The following is a 14,794-nucleotide window of genomic DNA, read 5'->3' as shown; positions in this document are numbered from 1 at the left end:
GTCGGTTCCGGCCACCGTTAGGGTCCCGGCATGGACCAGACCACCACCCTGTCCCTCGCCCGCATCGCCGTGGGAGCCGCCGCCTGGCTGGCGCCCCGGACGTCGCTCAAGGCGGCGCTGCTCGATGCGGACGCTCCCCAGTCGCCCTACCTGCTGCGGCTGTTCGGCGCGCGGGACGTGGCGCTGGGGACGATCACGCTGCTCGCCCCGCCGGCGAGCAGGCGGGCGCTGCTCCAGGTCGGGCTCGCCGTCGACTCCGCCGACACAGGCGCGGCCCTGCTCGCCCTCAAGGCCGGGCAGCTCAAGCCCGTCGTCGGGGCGGTCATGGCCGGTGCGGCCGGAGCCGCGGTGCTCGGGGGCGTCCAGGCGCTCGGCCAGCAGAAGGGCTGACCCCCGCGGTCAGACCCCCAGCCCCTCGACGACCTCCGCACCCGGCAGCTCGGCCAGGACGGGTCCGGGGAGCAGCAGCTTGGAGCGGCGCACGCCGGAGCCGAGCACGACCAGCGGCTGCTCGAGCAGGGCGGCGTCGACCAGCACCCGCCACGCGGCCGGGAGGCCGAGCGGGGTGATCCCGCCGTGCTCCATGCCGCTCTCCGCGGTCGCCCGGTCCACGGCCAGGAAGCTGCACTTGCGCACGTCGAGGCGACGCTTGACCAGGTTGTTGACGTCCGCACGGGTGTCGGCGCGCACCACGCAGGCCGCGAACCGCTCCTCGCCGTCGCGCCGGCCCATCACGACCACGCAGTTGCCGCCGGCCTCCATCGGCAGGTCGTAGGCCTCGCTCAGCGTCGCGGTGTCGGCCAGGGCGGGGTCGATCTCGATGACCCCCGCCTCGCCGGCCCGGTCCCACGACCGCAGTGCCGTCGCCACCGGGTCCGCGAGGAGATCGGTGCGCTCCACCGCCGGCACCCCGTCCGCCCTGCCCAGCCGCCACCGTCCGTCGCCCACGCGCCCGCCTCTCGGTCTCCGTTCAGGTTCCTGCCCTAGCATTGCCCGCGAGGGGAGTACTTCCCAACACCTCACCGGTCAGTACGACGCCAGCCCAGTCAGGCGTCCCGGTGCGGCGGCCGACCCGGCAACGGGCGGCGAAGGAGACCTCGAGGCCCATCGCGCATCCCGCGCACGACCTCGAGGAGCACTCGTGGAGTCCATCGGAACGCCCCTGCTGTGGGGCCTCACCCTCGGCGCGGTGCTGCTGCTGCTCGCCGTCGACTTCGTCCTGACCCGCCGCCCGCACGAGGTGTCGATGAAGGAGGCGCTCGGCTGGTCCGCCTTCTACGTCGCGCTGCCGCTGACCTTCGGTGGCTGGGTGCTCGCGGCGCACGGCGGTGAGACCGGGCTGCAGTACTACACCGGCTACCTGGTCGAGAAGTCGCTCAGCGTCGACAACCTGTTCGTGTTCATGCTGCTGCTCTCCGCCTTCGCGGTGCCGCGCGAGCTGCAGCAGCGGGTGCTGCTCTACGGCATCGCCGGTGCCCTCGTCCTGCGCGGCATCTTCATCGCCCTCGGGGCGGCCGCCCTGGACAGCTTCGACTGGATGTTCCTGGTGTTCGGGCTGGTCCTCGCCGTCACCGGCCTCAAGGTGCTCAAGGACACGCTGAGCGGCACCGACCACGAGATCGACCCCGACGGCCTGCGCAGTGTGAGGCTCGTCCGGAAGGTCTTCCCGGTCACGGCCGACTACGACGGTCCGCGGCTGCTCTCGCGGGTCGCCGGCCGTCGGGCCCTCACCCCGCTCGCGGTCGTGGTGGTGGCCGTGTTCGCCACCGACGTGGTCTTCGCGGTCGACTCGGTCCCCGCGGTCTACGGCATCACCGAGGACCCCTACCTGGTCCTCGCCACCAACGCCTTCGCCCTGCTCGGCCTGCGCGCGCTCTACTTCGTGCTCGCCGGCGCGCTCCACAAGCTGCGCTACCTCGGCTACGGCCTGGCGGCGATCCTCGTGTTCATCGGCGCCAAGCTCGGGCTGCACTGGGGCCACGAGCACTGGAAGGGCGTCCCCGAGGTGCCGACCCTGTGGTCGCTCGTCGTGGTCGTCGGCATCCTCGTGGTCACCACGGTCGCGAGCCTGGTGGGCAACCGGGTCGCCGAGGACGAGCCGGTCAAAGAGCCCGTCTGAGCCATCGACACAAGCGTCACACGGGTGCACCCTGGCCCCATGGACGAGCCCAGGACCGGCACCAAGAAGCGTCTGGTCGTGTGCTGCGACGGCACGTGGAACCGCGCCGACGCCGACACCGTGACCAACATCGAGAAGATCGCCCGCACGATCGAGTCGGACCCGACCCGGACCGGTGGAGTGCCCCAGCAGGTGCTCTACCTGACCGGTGTCGGGACGGCGGGCTACAAGACCGACCGCCTGCTCGGCGGGGCCTTCGGGTTCGGTCTGTTCGCCAACGTCAAGACCGCCTACCGGTGGCTGGCGCTCAACTACGAGGCCGGCGACGAGATCTTCGTCTTCGGCTTCTCCCGCGGCGCCTACACCGCCCGGTCGCTGGCCGGGATGATCGGCCGGGTCGGCCTGCTGACCGGCGAGGCGCTCGTCGACGGCAGGCTCGGCGAGGCCTGCCAGCGCTACCAGCTGCGCGAGCACCCCAAGCCCGAGTGGTCGCCACCGGAGCAGTTCCGCAAGGAGTTCTGCCACGACGAGGTGCCGATCCAGTTCCTCGGCGTCTTCGACACCGTCGGCGCGCTCGGCGTCCCGGGCGCCGTACGCCGGGGGCACCAGTTCCACGACGTCCGCCTGGGCTCCGCGGTGGTCACCGCCCGGCAGGCACTGGCGATCGACGAGCCGCGGATGAAGTTCGAGCCCTGCCTGTGGGAGGAGCCGGTGCCGCCCTGGGAGGACGGCCGCATCCGGCAGGTGTGGTTCGAGGGCGCGCACTCCGACGTGGGCGGCGGCTACGGCGCCAAGGAGTGCGGCCTGTCCGACACCGCGCTGCTGTGGATGGCGGCCGAGGCGCAGGACAAGGGGCTGGTCCTCGACCTCGACCTGTTCGAGCGGCAGCTCAAGGGCTCGCCGCTGGTGCGGCACAACCCCTCCAAGCCCGTCTACCGCTTCCTCGACCTGGCCATCCGCGCCAAGATCGCGGTCAAGGTCGCCGACGGCGGCGCCTTCGAGGGCGAGCGGCGCCGGCTGTTCCGGCCCGAGTGCGCCGGCATCCGGCTCGCCCGCACCACCGCGACGAGGTACGACGACGCCGGGCTCGGCTACCACCCGCGCAACCTGCACTCCTACGACACCTCGACCCGCCACTTCGACGGGGTGCTGGAGGACACGGTGGTCGTCCCGTCCGAGGCGTACGACGCGCTGCTGGCCCGGCTGCGCGCCGGCGGCCAGCAGGTGGCCGGCGGAGGCGACTCGGTCCCCGGACCGCGGGTCGCGACCGAGTCGGCCTCAGAGATGACCCAGCCGACGTAGGCCGTCGCACGCGTCGGCGAGGGTCTCGCGGGGGTCGCGGAACTCGACCCCGAGGTCGGTGCGCATCGGCTCGTTGTCCGCGTCGGGCATGCGGGTGTAGTACTCCATCGCCGAGGCGGTCATCGGCGTGCCGAGGCGGAGCCGGTCCTGCAGCCGACCGAAGCCGCGCAGGGCCGCGTCGGGGACCGGCACGTGGAGGACCCGGCGTCCGGAGACCTCGCTGAGGACGCGAGCCGCCTCGCGGACGGGCACGGTGACCCCGCCGGTGACGTAGCGCCGCGGGCCGCGACCGGGCTCGAGGAGCGCCGCGTGGGCGCGACCGAGGTCGCGCACGTCGCAGACCGTCCACGTCGCCCCGGTCCCGGGCAGCATCCGCAGGCGCAGCCCCTTGAGCAGGCCCTCGTTGGCCTCGCCGAGCTGGTCGCCGGCCGGCGGGCCGAGCACCATCACCGGATAGGTGCAGACCACCGGCGCCCCGGCGGACTGCAGCGACCTGGCGTACTCCTCGACCTCGCCCTTGGAGCGGCCGTAGTCGTCGAGACCGCCGAGCACGGGCAGGTCGGCGGTGAGCACCGGGAGACCGGGGCGGAAGAGCGCGGCGGCGCTGGAGCAGTGCACGACCGGGTCGAGGCCCTGCTCGACGGCCTGCCCGAGCACGTGGCGGGCGCCCTCGAGGTTGGTCCGCGACATCCACTCCGCGTCCTCCGGGCCGAGCGCGACGACGGCCGCGCAGTGGATGACCGCCTCGCAGTCCTCCATCGCGCGACGCACGGAGCCGGAGTCGGTGATGTCGCCGACCACGTGGTCGGAGGTGTCCAGCCCGAGCGCGCCCGCGGACCTGGCCAGCTTCTCCGGCGTGCGGACGAGGTAGCGGACCTCGTGACCGGCGTCGACGCACGCCTTGGCCGTCCAGGCGCCGACGTAGCCGGTGCCCCCGGTGAGCAGGACCTTCACGCCCGCTTCTCCTGCTCGTGGGCGCGCAGCTCGGCCAACCCGTCGGCGACCCCGACCACGGGTCGGTAGCCGAGCTCGCTGCGCGCACGCGTGTCGTTGACCGTCATCTCGTGGCCGACCAGCGCGATCGCCCCCTCCGAGACCGCCGGCTCACCGCGCAGGTGGAGCGTGCGCCAGCCGCGGTCCACCACGCCGGCCATGGTCCGGGCCACGGCGTAGGGGACGGACCGCTCGGGCGGCTCGACGCCGTACGCCGTGGCGACGTCGGTGACGAACTCGCGGAAGCGCACGGGCGCCCCGTCGGTCAGGAAGTAGGTGCCCTGCGCCCGCTCGACCGTGGCGGCGAGCACGAGGCCCTCCACCACGTTGCGGACGTGGCAGGTCGAGGTGAGGTAGTCGCCCCCGGAGACCCAGGCCCAGCGGCCGCCGCGCATCGCGTCGAGCACGGCGGGCGCGAACGTGGTGTCCCCCGGCCCCCAGATCAGGCGGGGCCGGACCGAGACCGTGCGCAGCTCGTGGCCGTCGGCGGCGAGCACGAGCTGCTCGGCGACGGCCTTGGTGCGGGCGTACTCCCCGCTGTGGCGCGACGGGTAGGGCGCGGACTCGTCGGCGTAGCGCAGGGGTCGGCCCCCGGCCAGCACCGCCTCGGTGCTGACGTGCACGAGCCGCGCGGCGTGCCCGGCGAGCGCGAGGGCGATGACCGCGCGGGTGCCCTCGACGTTGTCGGCCTGCAGCGCCCCGGGCCGGCCCCACTGGCGGGTGTCGGCCGCGGCGTGGACCACGACGTCGGTGCCCTCGACCTCGTGCGCGAGGGCCGGGGCGTCGCAGAGCGCCCCCCGGACCGGTCGGGCGCCGGCCGCGACGACCGCGTGGGCCGCCTGCTCGGAGCGCGCGAGGGCGAGGACGACGTGGCCCTCGGCGACCAGGCGCGTCACCAGGTGGCGGCCGAGGAAGCCGCTGCCGCCGGTGACGAAGAACTGCACCGGGTCAATCTAGGGCCCTACGATCCCCCCATGCACCGGAAGCGGCTGGCCGCCGCGCTCCTCGGGCTCACCTCCCTCGCCGGGGGCACGCTGGTCACGACCGCGCAGGCCGCCCCGGTCGAGCCGGCCCCGACCGTCTTGGGGAGCACCGTCATCGGGCGGTCGGTGCAGGGCCGGGCGATCCGGGCCTACCACCTCGGCGACCCGACCAGCCCGCGCCGAGCCGTGGTGCTGGGGTCCATCCACGGCGACGAGACGGCCGGCATCCGCCTCACCGAGGGCATCCGGCGCGGCGCCCCGGTCCACGAGGTCGACCTGTGGGTGATCCCCACGGTCAACCCCGACGGCGTCGCCCGCGGCACCCGGCAGAACGCCCACGGGGTCGACCTCAACCGCAACTTCCCCTACCAGTGGGGTCACCTGACCGGGACGTACTACTCCGGACCGGAGTCGCTGAGCGAGCCCGAGTCCCGCGCGCTCAGGAGGTTCCTCGACCGGGTGCGCCCGCGGTTCGTGGTGTCCATCCACCAGCCGCTGCACGGCGTGGGCAGCGACCGCAAGGACAAGGCGTTCCAGCGCCGGCTCGCGCGCGGCCTCGACCTGCCCGTCAAGGCGTTCAACTGCAGCGGCCGCTGCTACGGGACGATGACGTCCTGGTACAACCACCGCCACGCGGGCACCGCCATCACCGTCGAGCTCGGCCACCACCCCTCGGTCCGGTGGCTGCGCGGCGCGGCCGCGCGGGCGGCGGTCCGTGCTGTGCTGGGCCAGTACCTCTCCGATCTCTGACAGCGAAGGCAGGTCTCGTGGACGCAGCGCTCTTCCCGGTGATCGTCGGCGGGATGCTGGTCGTGGTCGGCCTGCTGATCTACCTCGGCTGGAAGGCCGAGCAGAAGCGCATCGCCGAGGTGAAGGCGTACGCCGCCCGCCGCGGCTGGTCCTACACCGAGCGCGACGACTCCTGGCACGAGTCCTTCACCGGGTCGCCGTTCCACTCCGGCCACGGCCGCCGGAGCACCAAGGTGCTCCGAGGCCCGTACGACGGGCGCGAGGCGGCGGTCTTCGACTTCGTCTACCACACCACCGAGACCTCGACGGACGCCAACGGCCACAGCCACTCCCGCGAGGAGTCGCACCACTTCAACGTCGTGGCCCTGTCCCTCGGCGCCACGACCCCGGGCCTGTCGGTCTCCCCCGAGGGTGCCTTCGGTCGCCTGCTCGGCCGCATGTTCAACAGCGACATCGAACTGGAGTCCGAGGAGTTCAACCGCGCCTTCACCGTCACCGCCGACGACCGCAAGTTCGCCTCCGACGTGCTGCACCCCCGGATGATGGAGCTGCTGCTGCAGCACCGCGACACCGCGTGGCGGATCGACCGCGGGTGGCTGCTGACCGTCGAGCGCGGCACCTACGAGCTGCCCGACGTCGACCAGCGGCTGGACTTCGCCGACCGGCTGCTCGACGCGCTGCCCGACTTCCTGCGCCGGCAGTACGGCATCCCGGCGCCCACCCAGCAGACCGGCGGCGCCGCATGAGCCCCCTCGGTGCCGGCCTCGCCGTCGGCGGCGGCCTGCTGTTCCTGCTGCTGGTCGCGCTGGTGACGTCGTACAACCGGTTCGTGCAGCAGACCACCCTGGTCGAGGAGTCCTGGAGCCAGGTCGACGTCGAGCTGCAGCGGCGCCACGACCTCATCCCCAACCTGGTCGAGACGGTGAAGGGGTACGCCGCCCACGAGCGCTCGGTGCTCGAGCGCGTCACCGCGGCACGCGTCGCCGCGGACCAGCACCGGCGCGACAGCCCGCCGCAGCGCCGCCCCTTCGAGGAGGAGGTGGGCGGTGCGTTGTCGGGCCTCATGGTCGTCGCCGAGGCCTACCCCGACCTCAAGGCCAGCATCACCTTCCTGCAGCTGCAGCGCGAGCTGACCGACACCGAGGACCGCATCGCCGCCGGACGCCGCTTCTACAACGGCAACGTGCGGGCGCTCAACACCCGGGTCGGCACCTTCCCGTCCAACGTGGTCGCCGCGATGTTCGGCTTCGACCGCTCGGAGTTCTTCGAGCTGTCGGACCCGGCAGCCGCGACCCCACCACAGGTCGGGCCCGCCCTGACCGAGGAGACACCATGACCGTCGATGACCACGCGCTGCCACCGGTCGGCGTCACCACCGAGGTGGGCCGCCTCCGCACGGTCCTCCTGCACCGCCCGGGTCCGGAGCTGACCCGGCTCACCCCACGCAACAACGACCGGCTGCTGTTCGACGGCATCCCGTGGGTGAGCCGCGCTCAGGAGGAGCACGACGCGTTCGCCGAGGCGCTGCGCTCCCGCGACGTCGAGGTGCTCTACCTCGCCGACCTGCTCGAGGAGACGCTCGGCTCCGACGAGGCCCGTGAGCTCGCGATCGGCAGTGCGATGGAGAGCCTGCACCTGGGCGAGTCGCTCCGCGCGTACCTCTCGGCGATGCTCTTCGACATGGCGCCCGACGACCTGGCGCTGTCGCTGTGCGCGGGCCTGCGCAACGACGAGGTCCGCCACCCCTCGCCGGGGCTCGTGTCCAGCCTGCTCGCGGACGACGACTTCCTGATCGACCCGCTGCCCAACCTGCTGTTCACCCGCGACTCCAGCGTGTGGGTGCGCGACCACGTCACGATCACCTCGCTGGCGATGCCCGCCCGCTCCCGTGAGACCCAGCTGACCGAGCTCGTCTACCGCCACCACCCCCGGTTCGCCGCCGTCCAGCGCCTGCACGGCTGGGACCGGGAGTACGTCGAGGGCGGGGACGTCCTGCTCCTCGCGCCCGGCGTCGTGGCCGTCGGGGTGGGCGAGCGCACCACGCCCGCGGGCGTCGAGGGCCTGGCGCGCCAGCTCATGTCCGGCGGGATCGCGACCACCGTGCTCGCCGTGCCGATCACGCAGGACCGCGCGACCATGCACCTCGACACCGTCTGCACGATGGTCGACGTCGACACGGTCGTGATGTACCCCAACATCGCCGACGGCCTCCGCGCACTCACGGTCACCACGGAGTCCCCCGCGGGCACGCCGGCCACCGAGCTGGAGCTGCGGGTCACCAGGGCAGAGCCCTTCCTCCACGCTGCCGCCGCCGCGATGGGGATCGACGAGCTCAAGGTGATCGACACCGGCCTCGACCCGACCACCGCCGAGCGCGAGCAGTGGGACGACGGCAACAACACCCTCGCGCTCGCCCCGCGGCTGGCCGTGGCCTACGAGCGCAACACCCAGACCAACCGCCGCCTCGAGGAGGCCGGGATCGAGGTCGTCCGGATCGCCGGTTCCGAGCTCGGCTCGGGCCGCGGCGGACCGAGGTGCATGTCCTGCCCGGTCCTCCGCGACGAGGTCTGACCCCACCGGGTGGCCCTCGACCCTGGCTGCTTGTGGGGTCGCTCGGGGTCACCCCGTGATGACAACCGGCCCCGCAAGCCGGGCAGCCGTCAGGCGTCGTACGCCTTGCCCCGCTTGAAGGTCCAGCCCGGGACCGCCGACATCTGCCAGGACGCCTCGAAGGTGCGCTCGTAGCCGACGTGGCTCAGGCGCCAGCCGTCGGGCGTGCGGACGTAGCGGTCGCGGTAGAACGCCGCACCCTCGATCGCGACGTCGTACTCCGGGACGAAGACCTTGTCGTGGAGGTACCACGTGCCCTCGGCCACGTCCCCGTCGACGGTGATCTCGGGGTGGTGGGCCTGGTGGAAGGTGATCCGGTCGGCCGGGAGGTTCTCGCTCATGTAGGCCACGAGGTCGTCGCGGGAGCCGAAGTCGAGGCCGGCGTAGGCCCCCGTCGCCTGGGGCACGAACAGCTCCGCGAACTCGTCCCAACGCTTGAGGTCGAGGCAGCGGAAGTAGGCGTACTTGAGCTGCTTGATCGCCTCGACGTCGTCGTGGTCCCGGGCCCGACCGGCGGGGCCGCCGCCGCTCACCGGCGGCCCGTCTTGAACAGCCCGCGCGCGATCTCCCGCGCCGCGGTGCGCATGAACTGCTTGGCCGCCGAGGACTGCAGCACCTCCGTCACCACGCTCTTCTCCTTCTTGGGCGTTCGGGTGCGCGACTGCCGGGGGTAGGGCACGTGCTCGCCGCCGGGGGCCGGCGAAGGAGCCGGCTCCTGGGCCGCCTTCTCCGCCCCTGCCTCGACCTTGCGGGCGAGCATCTCGTGGGCCGAGTCGCGGTCGACGGTCTCGGCGTACTTCGCGTGCAGCGGGCTCGCGGTGACCGCGGCCTGCATCGTCTCGGGGGAGGCAGGGCCCATCAGCGACTCCGGGGCGCGGAGACGGGTCCACGCCACGGGGGTCGGGGCGCCGCGCTCGTTCATCACCGTCACCACCGCCTCGCCGATGCCGAGCGTGGTGAGGACGCCACCCAGGTCGCCGTAGCCGCTGGTGGGGTAGGTGTCGACCGTCGCCCGCAGCGCCTTGGCCTCGTTGGGGGTGTGCGCGCGCAGCTGGTGCTGGATGCGCGACCCGAGCTGGGCCAGCACGTCGTCGGGCACGTCGGTCGGGGACTGGGTCACGAAGAAGACGCCGACGCCCTTGGAGCGGATCAGCCGGACCGTCTGGGTGATCGCGGACAGGAAGTCCTTGGAGGCGTCGGCGAACAGCAGGTGGGCCTCGTCGAAGAAGAACACCAGCGATGGCTTGTCGGGGTCGCCGACCTCGCGGAGGTCGTGGAACAGGTCGGCGAGCAGCCACATCAGGAAGGTCGAGAACAGCGCGGGCCGGTCCTGCAGGTTGGGCAGCTCGACCAGCGAGATGACGCCGCGGCCGTCGGGGGCGAGCCGGATCAGGTCGCGGGTGTCGAGCTCGGGCTCGCCGAAGAACGCGTCGGCACCCTGGTCGGACAGCGTGATCAGCTCGCGCAGGATGACGCCGGCGGTGGCCGAGGACAGCCCGCCGAGCGCCTTGAGCTCCGGCTTGCCCTCGTCGGAGGTGAGGAACTGGACGACCGACCGCAGGTCCTCGAGGTCGAGCAGCGGCAGGCCGGCCCGGTCGGCGTAGTGGAAGACCAGCCCGAGCGAGGACTCCTGGGTATCGTTGAGGCCGAGCACCTTGGCGAGCAGGGTCGGGCCGAAGGCGGTCATCGTCGCGCGGAGCGGGATGCCCGTGCCCTCGCCGCCCAGGGCGAAGTACTCCACCGGGAACCCGGTCGCGGCCCACTGCTGGCCCACCGAGGTGCTGCGGGCGGTCAGCTTGTCGCTCGGGGTGCCGGGGGTGGACAGGCCGGACAGGTCGCCCTTGATGTCCGCGGCGAAGACGGCGACCCCCGCGGTCGAGAGCTGTTCGGCGAGGAGCTGCAGCGTCTTGGTCTTGCCCGTGCCGGTCGCGCCGGCGACGAGCCCGTGCCGGTTGAGCATGCCCAGCGGGATCCGGACGGGCACCGCCTCCGGCCCGGCCAGGTGCTCGGCGTCGAGCATCAGCCCACCGAGCTCCAGCGCCGGGCCGTCGAAGGTGTAGCCGGCGCGGATCGTCTCCTCGAGGGAGCCGCCTCCAGGGGCGGGTGGGTCGGCACTGTTGTCTGGCATGGGCCGAACGTAACCGCTCGGCGGGCACGGCTCCATCCCCACTATCCTTCGCAGTGTGATCTTCAAGCGCGTGGGCTCCACGCGGCCCTACCCCGAGCACGGCCTCGAGTCGCGGGACTGGGCTGCGATCGCACCCGTGCAGGTGCGCCTGGAGGACCTGGTGACGACCAAGGCCACGCTGCAGCTCGACACCCTCCTCGGCGAGGACTCGACGTTCTACGGCGACCTGTTCGCCCACGTCGTGCAGTGGAAGGGCGACCTCTACCTCGAGGACGGGCTCCACCGGGCGCTGCGGGCGGCGCTGCAGAAGCGCTCCGTGCTCCACGCCCGGGTCCTCGACCTCGACTCGCGCAGCACGGCGGGAGAGGGCGAGTGAACCGCCGCAGCGGCCTGGCGGGCATCACCTTCCTCGTGCTCTTCGGCATCCTCGCGGTGGGCGTCGTCGTCGGCTGGCACGCCGTGAGCGAGCCGGTCCCCAGCCTCACCCAGGAGGAGCCGAGCGCGGGTCCGTCGTGCAACGCCGGCCTCGCGCCGGGCGACGTCGTGCGCACCGGCGACGTCACGGTCAGCGTCTTCAACGCCGGCAACCGGTCGGGCCTCGCCGACCAGACCCTCGGGCAGCTCACCGCGCGGGGGTTCCTGGCCGGCGACGTGGGCAACGCCCCCGCCGACGCCGCCAACGTGAAGTTCGTGCGCGTGCTCGCGCCGAGCAAGAACGACCCCGCGGCTCAGCTGGTCGCGCGCCAGTTCGGCCCGCAGACCCTGGTCCAGCCGACCCGGACCGACCTGGGGCCGGGCGTCGACGTCATCGTCGGCGACCGCTTCGTCGGCCTGGCCAAGGCGCCGCGCCAGCTCAAGGCCAAGGCAGCCGGCTCCGGCTGCTGACCCGGCTCACTCCAGCCAGGTCGCGAGCCGGCCCCTCAGCGACACCGCCCGCAGCCGGTCCTCGGTCTCGGCCCGCAGCCGACGCGGGGTGACGACCAGGACCTCGTCCCCGCGCCGCAGGACGGTGCGCCCGCTCGGCACCTTGGTCTCCCCGTCGCGGACCACCAGGGTGACCGACGCGCCCCTCGGCAGGCGCAGCTCGCCGACCTCCACCCCGTGCATCGCCGAGCGACGGGTGATCCGGATCTGGAGGAGGTCGACCGCGATCCGGTCCAGCGGGGCGGTCTCGATGTCGAGGTCACGCAGCTCGCTCGGATCGAGCAGGCGCAGGGTGCGCGCCAGCCACGGCAGCGTCGGAGCGGTGACCAGCGTGTCGATCACGACCAGCACGAACACCACGTTGAACAGGTCGCGCGCGCCCTCCACCCCGGCCGCCAGCGGGATCGTGGCCAGGACCACGGGCACCGCACCGCGCAGGCCCGCCCACGACAGGAACACCACGTCGGGCCAGGGCATGCGGGCCCACACCACGCTCGCCAGGACCGACAGCGGCCGGGCCACCAGGGCCAGGAGGCCACCGGCCAGCACCGCCTGCCACATCCCCGACCAGGTGAGCTGGTCCGGCGAGAGCAGCAGGCCGAGCATGACGAACAGCCCGATCTGCGAGAGCCAGCCAAGCCCCTCGATGAAGGACTTGGTCGCCGTGCGGTGCGGCATCTCGGTGTTGCCCAGCACGAGCGCGGCGGCGTAGACGGCAGCGAAGCCGGAGGCGTGCAGCAGGACCACCGCGACGCCGTACGACAGGATCGCGATGGACAGCACGGTGAGGGGGTAGAGGCCCGAGGCGGGCAGGGCGGCCCGGCGCATCGCCCACGCACCCGCACGGCCCAGGCCGAGCCCGAGGAGGACGCCGACGGCCAGCTCGTAGACGATCAGCCCGCCGACGTGCGCCACGCCCTCGTGGAACAGCTTGCCCTCGCTGGCGAGGATCACCAGCAGCACCGTCGGGGCGTCGTTGAGCCCGGACTCCGCCTCGAGCGGCCCCGTCAGCCGCCGCGGGAGGGGGACCCGTCGCAGCACGGAGAACACCGCGGCGGCGTCCGTGGGAGCCGTGACGGCTGCGAGGAGGACGGCGAGCTCCCAGCTGAAGCCGAGCCAGAAGTGGGCCATCAGCGCCATCGACCCCACCCCGACCGCGACCCCGACCGTGGCGAGCAGCGCGCCGGTCCGCATCGCGGGTCTGAGGTCCTGCCACGAAGTGGTCACGCCGCCCTCGGTGAGGATGATGATCAGCGCCGCGAAGCCCAGGGCGTGGGCGACCTCGGCGTTGTCGAACTCGATGCCGAGACCCCCGGTGCCGAGCACGACGCCCAACAGCAGGTAGATCAGGAGGCTGGGCAGACCCACCCGCACCGAGACCCGGACGGCGAGGACGGCGACCAGGATGACCGCGCTGCCGCCCAGCAGCGCCTGGTCGAGCTGCTCGACGTCGAAGTCCACGTCACCTCGTCTGCGGCAGGAGGCCACGACGCACGGAGTACGACGGAGCGCTGGGGGCGGGCGGGAGGACTCGAGTCTAGTGGTGCACCGGTCGCTCCCTAGGCTGGGCACGTGACCCTGGACCCCTCACCCGCCACGCGCCTCCAGGTCGCCCAGCGCGCGGACGTGCCGCCCTTCCACGTGATGGACCTCCTCGCGCGCGCCGCTCAGCGCCGGCGCTCGCACGGCGACCTGGTCAACTTCGTCGCCGGCCAGCCCTCGACCCCGGCACCCCGCGCGGTGCGCGACGCGGCCAAGCGGGCGCTGGACGACGACGTGCTGGGCTACACCGTCGCCACCGGGATCCCCGAGCTGCGCGAGGCGATCGCGGCCCACCACGCCCGCTGGCACGGCCTGGAGGTCTCCCCCGAGGAGGTCGTGGTGACCACCGGCTCGTCCGGGGGCTTCCTGCTGGCCTTCCTCGCCGCGTTCGAGGCCGGGGACCGCGTCGCGATCGCCCGACCGGGCTACCCCTGCTACCGCAACGTCCTGACCGCCCTCGGGTGCGAGGTCGTCGAGCTGCCCACCGGGCCGCAGACGCGCTTCCAGCCCACGGTCGCGATGCTCGAGGAACTCGAGCAGCCGGTGAAGGGACTGGTGGTGGCGAGCCCGGCCAACCCCACCGGCACCATGCTGGCCCCCGAGGAGCTCGGTGCCCTGGCGACCTGGTGCGAGGGGCACGGGGTCCGCCTGGTGAGCGACGAGATCTACCACGGCATCTCCTACGACTCGGCTCCCCCACCGGCCTCGGCGTGGCAGTGGTCGCGCACCGGGGTCGTCTTCTGCTCGTTCTCGAAGTACTTCTCGATGACCGGGTGGCGGCTGGGCTGGATGCTGGTCCCCGAGGACCTGCGACGCCCGGTCGACGTGCTCACCGGCAACTTCACGATCTGTCCCCCGGTGCTGTCCCAGCAGGCCGCGGTCGCGGCGTTCGACGCCTCGTCGTACGCCGAGTGCGACGGCCACGTCGCGAGGTACGCCGACAACCGTGCGGTCCTGCTCGACGGGTTGCGGTCGCTCGGGTGGACGCGGCTGGCGCCGGCGGACGGGGCGTTCTACGTCTACGCCGACCTCGAGGGGGTCACCGACGACTCGATGGGCTTCGCGCTGCGGCTGCTGGAGGAGACCGGCGTCGCGCTCACGCCGGGCGTCGACTTCGACACCGAGCGCGGCCACCACTTCGTCCGCCTGTCCTTCGCCGGGCACCGCGACGAGATCGAGACCGGACTCGAGCGGCTGGGTCAGTGGCTTAAGTCCTGATTCGGACATTTTACGCTTTTGTTGCAGGGAACTCCTCCGCGACGAGGCGCCCCTGGGTCACACTTGGCGTACGCCGCGACGGACCACCTCCGCCGCGGTGGCTTCACCCACCGACCCCTGCCCTTCGTCCTTCGTCTCCCGAGTGCTTCCTGCCACTCAGAAGACTCAGGGCAGGCTGCGTGACCTGTTGGACCCGATGCGTGGGGCGTCGGACCATCCAGGTGG

Annotated in this window: 16 protein-coding genes; 10 read left to right on the top strand and 6 right to left on the bottom strand. The window is 72.8% G+C overall.

Translation table 11 applies throughout. From position 1 onward, the window contains the following. Positions 1-30 precede the first annotated feature (30 nt). Positions 31-390 carry a hypothetical protein gene (locus J2S63_RS11355; protein WP_310302013.1) on the top strand — a complete coding sequence of 120 codons (360 nt, stop codon included), beginning with the start codon at positions 31-33 and terminating at the stop codon, positions 388-390. A 9-nt stretch (positions 391-399) separates the two neighbouring features. Here J2S63_RS11355 and J2S63_RS11350 read toward each other — a convergent pair whose 3' ends face one another. Next, on the bottom strand, positions 400-948 hold the full coding sequence (locus J2S63_RS11350; RefSeq protein ID WP_310302012.1) for a YbaK/EbsC family protein: 549 nt from the start codon (positions 946-948) through the stop codon (positions 400-402). 193 nt (positions 949-1,141) lie between these two features. On the opposite strand from J2S63_RS11350, the gene J2S63_RS11345 reads away from it, so the two are divergent. Both J2S63_RS11345 and J2S63_RS11340 read left to right on the top strand, forming a co-directional pair. Next, positions 1,142-2,119, top strand: a complete 978-nt coding sequence (locus J2S63_RS11345; RefSeq protein ID WP_310302010.1) for a TerC/Alx family metal homeostasis membrane protein — start codon at positions 1,142-1,144, stop codon at positions 2,117-2,119. A gap of 39 nt (positions 2,120-2,158) precedes the next feature. Continuing rightward, positions 2,159-3,421, top strand: a complete 1,263-nt coding sequence (locus J2S63_RS11340) for a T6SS phospholipase effector Tle1-like catalytic domain-containing protein (RefSeq protein ID WP_310302008.1) — start codon at positions 2,159-2,161, stop codon at positions 3,419-3,421. Here the strand turns inward: J2S63_RS11340 and J2S63_RS11335 are convergent. Both J2S63_RS11335 and J2S63_RS11330 read right to left on the bottom strand, forming a co-directional pair. Beyond that, on the bottom strand, positions 3,398-4,375 hold the full coding sequence (locus tag J2S63_RS11335) for an NAD-dependent epimerase/dehydratase family protein (RefSeq protein WP_310302007.1): 978 nt from the start codon (positions 4,373-4,375) through the stop codon (positions 3,398-3,400). The two genes, J2S63_RS11340 and J2S63_RS11335, sit on opposite strands and share 24 nt — an antisense overlap. Beyond that, positions 4,372-5,358 (bottom strand): NAD-dependent epimerase/dehydratase family protein, encoded by a 987-nt coding sequence (locus J2S63_RS11330; protein WP_310302006.1) that lies wholly within the window; start codon positions 5,356-5,358, stop codon positions 4,372-4,374. The genes J2S63_RS11335 and J2S63_RS11330 overlap by 4 nt, the downstream gene beginning before the upstream one ends. A gap of 30 nt (positions 5,359-5,388) precedes the next feature. Between J2S63_RS11330 and J2S63_RS11325 the strand changes: the two genes are divergently transcribed. From J2S63_RS11325 to J2S63_RS11310, 4 genes are read left to right on the top strand one after another with little or no spacing between them, the layout of a single operon-like run. Then, complete coding sequence (locus J2S63_RS11325; protein ID WP_310302005.1) at positions 5,389-6,147, top strand: M14 family zinc carboxypeptidase; 759 nt, start codon at positions 5,389-5,391, stop codon at positions 6,145-6,147. Between the two features lie 17 nt (positions 6,148-6,164). After that, on the top strand, positions 6,165-6,893 hold the full coding sequence (locus J2S63_RS11320; protein WP_310302004.1) for a DUF3137 domain-containing protein: 729 nt from the start codon (positions 6,165-6,167) through the stop codon (positions 6,891-6,893). Further along, the gene (locus J2S63_RS11315; RefSeq protein ID WP_310302003.1) at positions 6,890-7,483 is read left to right on the top strand and encodes a LemA family protein; all 594 of its coding nucleotides are present in this window, start codon (positions 6,890-6,892) and stop codon (positions 7,481-7,483) included. The genes J2S63_RS11320 and J2S63_RS11315 overlap by 4 nt, the downstream gene beginning before the upstream one ends. Next, the gene (locus tag J2S63_RS11310; RefSeq protein ID WP_310302002.1) at positions 7,480-8,718 is read left to right on the top strand and encodes an arginine deiminase; all 1,239 of its coding nucleotides are present in this window, start codon (positions 7,480-7,482) and stop codon (positions 8,716-8,718) included. Before J2S63_RS11315 ends, J2S63_RS11310 begins: the two co-directional genes overlap by 4 nt. An 89-nt stretch (positions 8,719-8,807) precedes the next feature. On the opposite strand, the gene J2S63_RS11305 is transcribed toward J2S63_RS11310, so the two are convergent. Both J2S63_RS11305 and J2S63_RS11300 read right to left on the bottom strand, forming a co-directional pair. Continuing rightward, entirely contained in the window at positions 8,808-9,290 is a 483-nt protein-coding gene (locus tag J2S63_RS11305; protein ID WP_310302001.1) for a nuclear transport factor 2 family protein, read from the bottom strand. Next, positions 9,287-10,885: a helicase HerA-like domain-containing protein gene (locus J2S63_RS11300; RefSeq protein WP_310302000.1), complete on the bottom strand. Its 1,599-nt coding sequence runs from the start codon at positions 10,883-10,885 to the stop codon at positions 9,287-9,289. Before J2S63_RS11300 ends, J2S63_RS11305 begins: the two co-directional genes overlap by 4 nt. A gap of 55 nt (positions 10,886-10,940) precedes the next feature. On the opposite strand from J2S63_RS11300, the gene J2S63_RS11295 reads away from it, so the two are divergent. Both J2S63_RS11295 and J2S63_RS11290 read left to right on the top strand, forming a co-directional pair. After that, positions 10,941-11,261 (top strand): type II toxin-antitoxin system VapB family antitoxin, encoded by a 321-nt coding sequence (locus J2S63_RS11295; protein WP_310301999.1) that lies wholly within the window; start codon positions 10,941-10,943, stop codon positions 11,259-11,261. Further along, positions 11,258-11,770, top strand: a complete 513-nt coding sequence (locus J2S63_RS11290; protein ID WP_310301998.1) for a LytR C-terminal domain-containing protein — start codon at positions 11,258-11,260, stop codon at positions 11,768-11,770. Before J2S63_RS11295 ends, J2S63_RS11290 begins: the two co-directional genes overlap by 4 nt. Before the next feature lie 6 nt (positions 11,771-11,776). Here the strand turns inward: J2S63_RS11290 and J2S63_RS11285 are convergent, their stop codons facing one another. Then, positions 11,777-13,270, bottom strand: a complete 1,494-nt coding sequence (locus J2S63_RS11285) for a potassium/proton antiporter (protein WP_310301997.1) — start codon at positions 13,268-13,270, stop codon at positions 11,777-11,779. A gap of 111 nt (positions 13,271-13,381) precedes the next feature. Here J2S63_RS11285 and J2S63_RS11280 point away from each other — a divergent pair, with 111 nt between their 5' ends. Continuing rightward, positions 13,382-14,569 (top strand): pyridoxal phosphate-dependent aminotransferase, encoded by a 1,188-nt coding sequence (locus J2S63_RS11280; RefSeq protein WP_310301996.1) that lies wholly within the window; start codon positions 13,382-13,384, stop codon positions 14,567-14,569. Positions 14,570-14,794: the final 225 nt, after the last annotated feature.

It is taken from the genome of Nocardioides marmoribigeumensis, assembly GCF_031458325.1.
GTDB classification, from domain to species: domain Bacteria; phylum Actinomycetota; class Actinomycetes; order Propionibacteriales; family Nocardioidaceae; genus Marmoricola_A; species Marmoricola_A marmoribigeumensis.
Note: the sequence above shows the minus strand (reverse complement) of the source record. Positions and strands in the feature narration are given on the sequence as shown.